8 protein-coding genes and 1 riboswitch are annotated in these 8897 nt (G+C 53.3%); of the genes, 7 read left to right on the top strand and 1 reads right to left on the bottom strand.

What is annotated here, in order from left to right:
• Positions 1-191 precede the first annotated feature (191 nt).
• Positions 192-1511 (bottom strand): DUF2515 family protein, encoded by a 1320-nt coding sequence (locus tag PBA01S_RS22040; protein WP_127576746.1) that lies wholly within the window; start codon positions 1509-1511, stop codon positions 192-194.
• 147 nt (positions 1512-1658) lie between these two features.
• On the opposite strand from PBA01S_RS22040, the gene PBA01S_RS22035 reads away from it, so the two are divergent.
• From PBA01S_RS22035 to PBA01S_RS22005, 7 genes are all read left to right on the top strand, one after another.
• Positions 1659-2027, top strand: a complete 369-nt coding sequence (locus tag PBA01S_RS22035) for a thioredoxin family protein (protein ID WP_016310944.1) — start codon at positions 1659-1661, stop codon at positions 2025-2027.
• A gap of 152 nt (positions 2028-2179) precedes the next feature.
• The gene (locus PBA01S_RS22030) at positions 2180-3175 is read left to right on the top strand and encodes a COX15/CtaA family protein (protein WP_127576745.1); all 996 of its coding nucleotides are present in this window, start codon (positions 2180-2182) and stop codon (positions 3173-3175) included.
• A gap of 175 nt (positions 3176-3350) precedes the next feature.
• On the top strand, positions 3351-5117 hold the full coding sequence (locus PBA01S_RS22025; protein WP_028539816.1) for a UbiD family decarboxylase: 1767 nt from the start codon (positions 3351-3353) through the stop codon (positions 5115-5117).
• A 14-nt stretch (positions 5118-5131) separates the two neighbouring features.
• Positions 5132-5848, top strand: coding sequence for a Cthe_2314 family HEPN domain-containing protein (locus PBA01S_RS22020; RefSeq protein ID WP_028539817.1), 717 nt, complete (start codon positions 5132-5134; stop codon positions 5846-5848).
• 127 nt (positions 5849-5975) lie between these two features.
• Positions 5976-6132: riboswitch (SAM riboswitch) on the top strand.
• Positions 6133-6221: 89 nt separating this feature from the next.
• Positions 6222-7235, top strand: coding sequence for a methionine ABC transporter ATP-binding protein (locus PBA01S_RS22015; RefSeq protein ID WP_016310948.1), 1014 nt, complete (start codon positions 6222-6224; stop codon positions 7233-7235).
• Positions 7235-7903, top strand: coding sequence for a methionine ABC transporter permease (locus PBA01S_RS22010; protein ID WP_016310949.1), 669 nt, complete (start codon positions 7235-7237; stop codon positions 7901-7903). The genes PBA01S_RS22015 and PBA01S_RS22010 overlap by 1 nt, the downstream gene beginning before the upstream one ends.
• A gap of 63 nt (positions 7904-7966) precedes the next feature.
• The gene (locus PBA01S_RS22005) at positions 7967-8848 is read left to right on the top strand and encodes a MetQ/NlpA family ABC transporter substrate-binding protein (protein ID WP_127576744.1); all 882 of its coding nucleotides are present in this window, start codon (positions 7967-7969) and stop codon (positions 8846-8848) included.
• Positions 8849-8897 lie beyond the last annotated feature (49 nt).

Below are 8897 nucleotides of genomic sequence, written 5' to 3'. Positions count from 1 at the left end.
TTAGCAGGCGCATATAAGGCGCATATAAGGCGGTTAGGTGTTGGTCCTTGTGTTGTGTTGGTTTAATTGCTTCAGTTTAAAATAGCTTTGTCTGATTTAACGGGATAATGGTAAAAAAGAGCTGGCAGCGAGGGGGGTACTCTCGCAGATAGATGGGAGGACGGCGACAGGAGCGGGGTTGACGAACAAGCTCAACCCCGCTCCTGTCCATGTTCCTCCACCGCATCGTGCACAAATGCGGTGGTGAGGATGCCGTTCCTGTGCGAGCGGCTGATGTCGCACAGGAACGGCGCTTTTGGCGCGCTGATGTCGTCCAGCGCGCGGGTGTCCTTGAGCCAATCCTCCCTAGAGATTGGCTCATAGGCGGTGTCGCCCCAAGCGCTGAGCAGCTTGGGGCTGTAGAGACGCTGGCCCGGCGGCAGCGTCTCCTGGGCGAGAAGCTCTGACCCCTGTACCTTGGCGGTCAGAGCTTCTTCTAAATTGGCCGTGAACAGTTCCGGCCAATAATCGGCCCGCGAGCCGCTGTGCGGCACGCTCGCGGCGAAGCGCTCCGCGCCGCTGCGCACGGCGCGGTAGCCCATCAGCATCGCGTACAGGCTCTTGCCTAACGCGATGCGGGCCTGCAGGCTGCCGAAGTCGGAGACGGTGCGCCCCGCGAGGCGGCGCACTTTGCTCCCGGCAGCCCCGTCCCCTTCCGCCGCTTCGCTCAGCGGGAATACGATTTGGTTTAATCCCGCCAAGCTAAACAGGCGGAAATTCAATTTATCCGTGACCTGCTTCTGGAAGTAAGGGTGGCGTACGACGCGTTTTTCAATATAATTTTGCTCATTGATGATGAGTCCGACGGTCAGCAAAGCGCTGCCGCGGTCGATCCAAAACCGCTCCCAAAACGGACGCATAAAACGCGAAACGTGAAAATACGGGAGCAGGTGGAACCGACTGGCCCCGAGCTCCCGGCTTTTCATATACAGTCTGAGCTGCGGATAAGCGTCCTGAAAAATCAGGGCGTTGCACCGCTCCAGAAACCGATACGTGAGCCGCTTCTCTTCCGCATCAATCGCATCGGCCATACGGCTGCTTTGCAGGTCTGTCATGTTCCAGCCGGCGTTCCGCGAAACCATATGCGCGAGGAAGGCCCAATGCAGTTCCGGGCATGCTTGATAGCAGGCGAGATAAGCTGCCGTCCGGCTGATATTGTTGGCTCCGGCCAGACGGGTTTCCTCCGCGATCGCTTCGGCCAACTGCAAATCCTCAGCGCTGTAATCTTCTCCTGCTGATGCGGAACGAGCGGCCGCAGAACGCCGCAGCAACTCCTCGATTTCACTGATGACCGTCCGGGCAGCCGCTTCGTTCCAGCCCAAATCCACCGTCTCTTTCCGCAATTCAGAGGAATCGGAAAGCACGGCGGTTTTATTTTTGAACATCGTTGAGATTGCGGCGGGCAGGCTGGACATCCATCTTTTCAGGTTGACGGCCTTCCCGTTCCCGGTGTCTTGGCGGTGGTCTTCCATGGATTCCGCCTCCCTTCTACCTTGGATCGAGCGTCCGAATATTTGGCGGCCGGCTAGGCATAATACTATCCAGTATGTCCAAAAAGATTGACTTCCACTCCCGCTTTTGGTTGACTAGAAGTATCCTGATGAAAGGAAGGATCATTCATGAAAAAAATTACATCCCCCGCGGAATTTCAAGTCAGCATTCAATCCAGCAACCTGATCGTAGCGGTCTTCAAAGCCGACTGGTGCTCGGATTGTAAATTTATAGATCCATTTATGCCTGAAGTTGAGGCGAAATACGAAGGTCGACTGACGTTGATTGAAGTCGACGTTGACCAAGTCGGCGATGTCAGCCAGGAGCAAAACATTCTTGGGATCCCCAGCTTTGTCGCCTATACCGATGGCCGTGAGCTGGTTCGATTCGTGAACAAGCTTCGCAAATCCCGTGAGGAAATTGAGGATTTCCTGAACAAGGCGTTGGATGTGTATCATACGCTCCATGACACGCCGGAGACTCGGGATACGTTATAATCTACAATCAGACGGATGCCATTATATTCATCACACCGCCGCAGGGACTTCCCCTTGCGGCGGTGTCTATTTTTCAACATTTTCTATGAAAGTGGTTACTTGATCGGTTATAATGAAAAGGATTAGCGATTAACTTAAAGGTGTGAACCGTTTTGCATACGAAATTTTTAAAATGGCTCAGTTATGCCTCTTGTTTTGTAATGTTTCTGGCGACTCTTGGGGGCAGTGTAGTGACCAAAACGGAATCCGGTCTTGGCTGCGGCAATGATTGGCCGCTTTGCCATGGGAAGTTTGTCCCTGCACATACGCTCGCTTCCATGATTGAATATTCACACCGGGCAGTCAGCGGGGCGGCCGGTTTGTTTTCTTTGGCAGCGTTCATTGCGTTTTGGATGTACCGGAAGAACCGGAAGGATCTCCAGTTGTATTCCTTGATGGCTTTAATTTTTGTCATGGTACAGGCTGTGATGGGGGCGATGGCAGTCATATACCCTACGTCGTCCGCCGTTATGGCGCTGCACTTCGGGTTCTCGTTGATCGCTTTTGCCAGCTCGATCATGCTCGTTCTCGGCATCCGCGAGGAAGAACGCGGACAAGCTGACCGCAACGCAGGGCGTCGTTCGCAAGAAGCTGTGCGTCCATCTGGATCGGGAGCCCGCGTGTCCAAAGCGTTCCGCAATTTGACTTGGTTTGCGACGGCTTACACATACATTGTCGTTTACCTCGGTGCGTATGTCAGCCATACGGACTCGGCGGGTGGCTGCAGCGGTTGGCCGTTATGTAACGGGCAGCTTCTTCCCGGTTTATCCGGCGGGGAAGGGATCGCCTTTATTCACCGGGTTGCGGCTGCTCTGTTGCTGGTCGTGATCGCCACGGTGGGCCATTTTGCCTACCGCAAGCATCCCGAACTGCCGGGCATCCGTAAGCTGGGCGTTGCCGCCACGGTGCTGGTAATCATTCAAGTGCTGACCGGGGCAACCATCGCGCTGACGATCAACAACTACCAGATTTATCTTTTCGCTTCGCTGGCGCATATCATCGTGCTAGCCTCCTTGTTTGGGGTTCTATGTTATTTAAGCGTCCGAGCTTGGCAGTTGAGCCGGACCGCCAAGGAGGTACAGGCTGCACCGGCTGATAAAGCCGTTTAGCCTGCGCTTCATGGCGTCAGGTTTCGGCGACAACTTCCGCGATTGCGCCGGGATTGTCATGAATCTGTAGAATGACTGGGCATCCCGAGGGGGATGAGGTAAGGTATACTTTTGTCTATAGTGTAAAGTTACGCAACGACCGGGCGCTGACCCGGTCTTTTAGGAGGATCAGGAGATGAGCTACAAGAATCTGCGTCAATGGATCGATGCACTGCAAAAAGAAAACGACCTGGCAATCATCGATGTGCCGGTTGATCCTTACCTGGAGTTAGCCGAAATTCACCGGCGGGTCATCGATGACGGCGGCCCGGCTCTGCTGTTTACCAATGTCAAAGGTACGCCTTTTCCCGTGGCAACAAATCTGTTCGGAACCCCTCGCCGGGTGGAGATGGCCTTTGGCCCGCGACCAGAACAGCTTGCTAACCAATTGGTTGACGCGATACATAAACTGCTGCCGCCGACACCTAAAGCGATTTGGAATGAGCGCGGACTGATCCGCGACGTTTTGAAGGTTGGCATGAGAACGGTATCCAAAAAAGACGCCCCGATTCTTGATGTCTGCCGAACGGAAGCGCCGCTGAAAGATCTGCCGAAGGTGACCAGCTGGCAGAAGGACGGCGGTCCGTTTATTACGTTGCCGCTGGTGTATACGGAAAATCCGTTGCAACCGAAAGAAAACAATCTGGGAATGTACCGGATCCAATTGTATGATGATCAAACCACCGGCGTGCACTGGCAAATCCAAAAAGGCGGCGGGTTCCATTACCATGAGGCGGAGAAACGCGGCGAACCGTTGCCGGTATCCGTGTTCCTGGGCGGACCTCCAGCGATGATTGCCTCGGCGATTTCACCGGTGCCTGAGCATCTGTCCGAGCTGTTGGTTGCTTCCTTCATTCTTGGTGAGAAGCTGCCGATGGCCGAAAACCCGCTGGGCGGTCACCGCATTCCGGCCGAATCGGAATTTGCCATCTTTGGGCTGGTGCCTCCGCATGAGCGTCGACTGGAAGGGCCTTTTGGCGATCACTTTGGCTATTATTCCTTGCAGCATGAATTCCCGGTGCTGCATGTTGGCCATATGTGGCATCGGAAGGATGCCATCTACCCGGCAACCATCGTTGGTAAACCGCGTCAGGAGGATTATTATCTGGGCGATTTCCTGCAAAAGCTGCTGTCGCCGGCCTTCCCGATCGTCATGCCGAATGTGCGCTCGCTTTGGACGTATGCGGAGAGCGGATTCCATGCCTTGAGCTCGGCGGTTGTTCGGGAGAGCTATTCCCGTGAAGCGCTGGTGTCCGCCTTCCGGATTCTTGGGGAAGGTCAACTTTCACTGACCAAATTCCTGATGTTGACGGACAAGCTGATCGATCTCGCCGATTTCCGTCTGCTGCTGAAGACGGTTCTGGAACGATTTGATCCACGCACGGATTTGTTTATTCTAAACAACACTTCGCATGATACGCTGGACTACACCGGCCATAAGCTGAATCACGGCAGTAAGGCGATTCTGATCGGCGTAGGCGAGCCGATGCGCGAGCTGCCTCGGGCGTACGAGGAAGGCGAAATCGCGGAAATCGATTCGATCCAAGTATTTCATGACGGATGTCTTGTCGTTTCTGGTGCATCCTATGAGGACGAGCCGGAACTGGCCGAGCGTCTGCTGGGTCGTCTTCGCGAACGCGGGACCGCTTGGCCGCTGGTGGTGCTGGTGGATAACGCCGAAGCCGCGGCTCATGATCAAACGGCGTTCCTGTGGACGGTGTTTACGCGGTTTAATCCGGCCAGCGACATCTACGCGGCTTCCGAGGTGCGCCAGCATCATCTGTCCTACAGTTTGCCGCTCGTTATTGATGCCCGCATGAAGCCAGGGTACCCGGATGAGCTGTTCCCGCAAGAGGATATCGTGTCCTTGGTGGATCAGCGTTGGAAATCCTACTTTCTGTGAAATGAGGAATGCCTATGCTGCGAAGCTTGCTTGGGGAGCCGCCTCGCCAAAATGAGGGGCGGCTGGCCGATACGATCAGCGCGATGACGCAGACCGTGAGGCTGCTGCAGAAGGAAATCAAGGAGCATCAAGACCCTACGCATGATTTCCGCAAGCTGGAGATTTGGGTGCACGGATTGATCTCTTCGTTGGATGAGCTCGAACAATGCTTATATGCCGCTACCTTTTTTCGCCAAAAGGTACATACCGAATTTGTTGAAGACATGGACCCGATGGAACGGGCGGATTATGCGAGATATGTGTATTTTTACAAGGATGGGTTCATTCGCGTGTTCTCGGCGCTGGACAAGCTTGGGACGGTGCTTAATGAACTGTTTGAGTTGAACACGTCGAAGGTGAAGTCGCGATTCTCCTATTTTACGGTGTTGCGCCAATTTACGACGCTGAAGATTCACACTGAACTGGGGAGCCGGTTGAACGCGATTAAAGAGACGTACCGGGAAGCGTTAGGCGTGTTGCGGCGCCGGAGAAATACGGAAATTCACTACATGAACTCGGAGATGAAGGACGACTTGTGGCAACGGCATCAGGCGTTGTTTGGCAAGGTCGCCCTGGAAGACCTGGATCAGCATATCCGGGATCTGGAGCAAGGATACCAAATGGTATGTGACACCTATTTCACGGTATTTGACTACATCAATCATAGATGGAAAAAAATTACGGCGATCTAATCCGATCGCCATTCTTATTTTTCCTCTTTACAAAACGAACAAAACTCATTATACTCATCAATAGTTTTACATGACAGGTTAACATTGATGTAATTTCACAAACGACTCTTTTAATTTCATATTTTATTTCTTATCGAGAGAGGCGGAGGGAAAGGCCCGATGAAGCCCAGCAACCGATTCGCCCGTGAATGATGCGCGGAATGAAGCGCACTCATCACGGCCGAATGTCATGGTGCTAATTCCTTCAAAACCGATGTGATTTACTCGGTTTTGGCAGATGAGAAGGCATTGTCTTTACGTAAAGAGAGCCCTTTGAATCTGTTAGGGCTCTTTTTGTTATATTTCCGCATGTTAGGAACAGGAGGTTAGCCGATTGATTGAACTGAAGGGCATTACGAAAATCTATCGCACCAAAAAAACGGCAACCCCCGCACTGTCCGGATTAAATCTGAGCGTTCGCAAAGGGGAAATCTTCGGCGTCATCGGTCATTCCGGTGCTGGCAAGAGTACGTTGATCCGGTGCATCAATTTGCTGGAGCGCCCGACCGAAGGCGAGGTTTGGGTCGGCGGGGTGGAGCTGACGAAGCTTGGCAAACGTGAGCTGCAGCAACAGCGCCGCAAAATCGGCATGATTTTTCAACATTTTAATCTGCTGTCCTCGGCTACCGTCTATGATAACATCGCATTTCCGCTGACGCTGATCGGAACGCCGAAGGCGGCCATTGCGGAGAAGGTCAATGAGCTGCTGGCTCTCGTCGGCTTGGAGGAGCACCGTGACAAATATCCGGCGCAGCTGTCCGGCGGTCAGAAGCAACGTGTTGGTATCGCCCGGGCCTTGGCCAGTGAACCGGATGTGCTGCTGTGCGACGAGGCCACCTCGGCACTGGATCCGCAGACGACGGATTCCATCCTGAAGCTGCTGCTGGACATCAACAAGCGGTTCCAGCTAACGATTCTGCTGATTACGCACGAGATGCATGTCATCCAAAGCATCTGCGACCGTGTAGCGGTTATTCACCAAGGCGGCATCGTAGAGGAGGGGCCGGTGACGGAGGTGTTCCTGAAGCCGAAGCATCCGGTAACCCGGGAGTTTATTCATCGGGAGTCCGGGGATGAAGGCTTGAAGCTGGCGACTTCGGTTCCGCATCCAGAGTGGTCGAAGCTGGTGAAAATCACGTTCTTAGGAGCGAAAACCTACGAATCGGTCTTGTCCCAAGTCGTTCGGGAAACGGGCGTCAACTTCGCCATCCTGCAAGGCACGATTTCAGCGATTAAGGATATCCCGTACGGTCAACTGACCGTATCGTTTGAAGGTGAAGATGACCGGGTGGAGCGCACGCTGTCGCTCCTGCGGGAACGTGACCTTGACGTGGAGGTGATCGAATAATGGCTGGATTGGATCTCGGAACCATCGATTGGGCGGAGATGGGAACGGCGACACTAGATACGCTGAAGATGATGGGGTTTGCAACCTTGTTTACGTTCTTGATCGGGCTTCCGCTCGGGGTGTTGTTGTTCACCTTCTCACGTTCTCAATCCTTGGTATTAGGTTGGGTTTACCGGATCATTTCGCTCATTGTTAACATCCTTCGCTCGGTTCCGTTCATTATATTGATCGTTGCGTTGATTCCAGTCACGCGGGCGATCATGGGCGTATCGACCGGTGTGGAAGGGACAATTCCGCCGCTGGTGATCGGGGCGGCCCCGTTCTTTGCCCGCTTGGTAGAAACGGCGCTGCGCGAGGTGGATCGCGGAGTGATTGAAGCATCCCAAGCCATGGGCGCTTCCTCATTCCAGATCATCCGCAAGGTGCTGCTGCCAGAATCGCTGCCCGGCCTCATCGCAGGCATGACGATTACCGTAGTCACGTTGGTATCCTATACCGCCATGTCGGGCATGGTCGGCGGCGGTGGTCTCGGCGACCTGGCGATCCGCTACGGGTATTACCGGTACGAGACAGGAATCATGATCGTTTCGGTGATTTTTATGGTCATTCTGGTGCAGGTGCTGCAAATGCTGGGTGACCGCTTGGTGATTTATTTTACGCGGAAATAAGGAAACTTAAATATATAACACCATCCTTATTCAAAAAAACATTTTTAAGGGGGAGAACCTGCAATGAAAAAATGGACTTTATCTTTGTTTACGCTCGTATTGGTACTGGTACTGGCCGCTTGCGGGAGCAATAATGCCGCGAATAACGGGGCAGCAGGAAACACGGCAGGTGAAACGTCAGCCGCTGAAGGGAACGCCGCAGATTCGGGGAACCAAACTGCAGCTGAACCAGTGAAGCTGGTTGTAGGTGCTACCGTACCACATGCTGATATCTTGAAATTTATCGCGCCGAAGCTGAAAGAAGAAGGCGTTGAGCTGGAAGTTAAAGAATTCACCGATTATGTGCAACCTAACGTACAACTGTATGAAAAAGAGCTGGACGCAAACTACTTCCAACATCAGCCTTACCTGGATGAGCAAAATAGCCAAAACGGCTTTGACCTCGTACCGGTTGTAGGCGTACACGTTGAACCGTTTGGCGCATACTCCAACAAAATCAAATCCGCTGACGAGCTTGCGGACGGCGCGACGATCGCGATCCCGAACGACCCGACCAACGGCGGCCGCGCACTGCTGTTGCTGCAAAAGCAAGGGTTGATCAAACTGAAGGATGACGCTGGAATCACAGCAACTGCGAAAGACATCGTGGAAAATCCGAAAAACCTGAAGTTCAAAGAAACGGATGCAGCTATGCTGCCTCGTCTGCTGCCAGAAGTAGATCTGGCGCTGATCAATACGAACTTCGCGCTGGAAGCGAATTTGAACCCGACGAAGGACGCCTTGTTCATCGAGGATAAAGATTCGCCATACACGAACCTTCTGGTTGCTCGTCCAGACAACAAAGATTCCGAAGCGATTCAGAAGCTGGCGAAGGCGCTGACTTCCGATGAAGTTCGCACGTTCATTAACGATACTTATGAAGGTGCTTTGGTACCGGTATTCTAAGGAACAAGAAGCTGGATGATCCCGCTGCGTGTGCAGCGGGATTTTTATT

The sequence above is a fragment of the Paenibacillus barengoltzii NBRC 101215 genome (genome assembly GCF_004000745.1).
Classification (GTDB): Bacteria; Bacillota; Bacilli; order Paenibacillales; family Paenibacillaceae; genus Fontibacillus; species Fontibacillus barengoltzii.
The sequence above is the reverse complement of the archived record's forward strand: the minus strand, read 5'-3'. Positions and strand labels throughout refer to the sequence as shown.